The sequence below is a fragment of the Trebonia sp. genome, assembly GCF_049794275.1.
In the GTDB taxonomy this organism is placed as follows: domain Bacteria; phylum Actinomycetota; class Actinomycetes; order Streptosporangiales; family Streptosporangiaceae; genus Trebonia.
In genome coordinates this window covers 1-1,938 of sequence record NZ_JBARCR010000156.1, presented here as the reverse complement: position 1 = coordinate 1,938, position 1,938 = coordinate 1, and the positions used below count along the sequence as shown (strand labels likewise).

Sequence of the window (1,938 nt, the reverse complement as noted above, 5' to 3'; positions counted from 1 at the left end):
CTCGTCGCGGTTCCCGTCGTGGTGATCGCGGCGACCACCGCGGTGATGACGCCCGGCTGGGCGGGGCCCGAGGGGCCCGCGGGCATGGCATCCGGCAGCATGTCCTCCTCGTCATCGTCCAGTCAGTCATCGTCCACCGCGCTGGACCCGAGCATGGGAGACATGGGCACCACCAACGGCCTGCCGGACATGCAGATGTACGGCTCGACGGCGCCGCCGACCGCGGCGCAGGTGGTGGCGGCCGCTCAGCTGATCCAGGCGACGGACACGAGCCTGAGGCGGTACGCGAATGTGCAGGCGGCGTTCGCGGCGGGCTACACCTACGTGCTGAAGACCAACGGCGAGGAGCACCTGCTGTACAACGGGCCTGACCCCGCCTACCAGGGCCTCAACCCGCAGGACCCGTCGTCGCTCGTGTACGCGATCAACGTGCCGAACCACGCCCCGATCCTGCTCGGCGCCATGTACATCATGGGCGGCGATACCCAGAACGGCCCGCAGATCGGCGGCGGCTTGACCCGCTGGCACTCGCACCTCGTCACCTGCGTGAACGGCCGGCCGACGATCGCCGGCTTCGGCGTGCAGCTCCGCGGCAACTGCGACCCGGCCACCTGGCAGAACAGGTACACCGCGCAGATGCTGCACGTCTGGGTTGTCCCCTACCCCGGCGGCGTCTTCTCCGATGACCTCAGCGCGGCCGCGACGAACTCCGCGGTGCAGGCTGTGCTGGCACAGCACAGCTGAGAAGGGTGCGGAGTAAGCCGCGGACGTTCGGAAGAAAGATCTTTTTCATCCGGAACGTACGCGGCCGGCTCTCCCCCGCGATTGCCCAAATTTCTTTGCAAAACTTTCTGGGTGAATGTATGGTCGGCTCATGGGCACCGCGCCGGACACCGGCTTCCCCGCCTGGATCGACCCGAGCCGGGACCTGATCCTCACCCCGAAGCGGGTCAAGGGCCTGACCCACCCCATCAGGCTGCGGCTGCTCGAGCTGCTCCAGCAGGAAGGCCCCGCCACCGCCACCAGCCTGGCGGCCCGCATCGGGCGGTCCAGCGGGGTCACCAGCTACCACCTGCGGGTGCTGGCCGACAGCGGCTTCATCGTCGAGGACACCGAACGCGGCAACGCCAGGGACCGGTTCTGGCGGGCGCCGCACCGCTCGATGGGCTTCACGCTGCGGATGCCCGACGACCCGGGCACCGCGGACAACGTCGAGGCGACCGACCGGTACCTGCGGATCGTGGCCGAAGAGGTCTACCGCCGCATCCAGGTCGGCATCGACCTGCTCACCGCCAGCCCGGACGACATGGCGGCGGCGCCCTGGCGGATGGACGACTGGCCGCTGCGGCTGACCGCCGACGAGGCCCGCGAGCTCGGCCGGCAGATCAGCGAGCTCGCCAGCCGATACCGCCGCCCGCCTGGTGACCCCGATCCCGCACCAGGAACGATCCGTGCCTACTTCCAGCTCCAGCTGCTCCCCGACGAGCCGCCGCTGGAGGAGCCGCCCCTCGATGAGCCGGGAGCTTCGCCGTGATCCCCCGCAGGAAGCTTCCGCTGTACGGGCTGGTGCTCGCGTACGGCATCTCCCAGCTCGGCACGCTCATGTCCGGGCTCGCCATCCCCTGGCTGGTGCTGGTCACGACGGGGAGTGCGGCGCGGACGGGCCTGGTCGGCTTCGCGGAAATGGCTCCCTACGTGGTCGCCCAGGCGATCTCCGGCCCGGTCGTCGACCGCTTCGGGCTCCGGCGGTCGTGCGTCACGGGAAACGCCGCCGCTGCCGTGCTCGTCGGTGCCGTACCGGCCTTGTACGCCGCGGGCGCGCTGTCGATCGGCTCGCTGTTCGCGATTGTCGCCGTCGCGGGCGCCGTCAGGGGCGCCGCCGACGCGGCCACCTCGCCGCTGGTCCCGCGAACCGCCGCGTACGGCGGGGTGCCGAAC

Annotated in this window: 2 protein-coding genes and 1 pseudogene; all 3 read left to right on the top strand. The window is 70.6% G+C overall.

The window, feature by feature from the left end; genetic code table 11:
* Nucleotides 1–744: hypothetical protein (locus tag WA805_RS04550; protein ID WP_425241711.1), on the top strand; the 744-nt coding region annotated here is incomplete at its 5' end.
* 130 nt (nt 745–874) lie between these two features.
* Nucleotides 875–1,534: a helix-turn-helix domain-containing protein gene (locus WA805_RS04545; protein ID WP_422338611.1), complete on the top strand. Its 660-nt coding sequence runs from the start codon at nt 875–877 to the stop codon at nt 1,532–1,534.
* Nucleotides 1,531–1,938 (top strand): annotated as a pseudogene (locus tag WA805_RS04540) (MFS transporter); the annotation flags it as partial. The gene WA805_RS04545 and the pseudogene WA805_RS04540, both read left to right, overlap by 4 nt.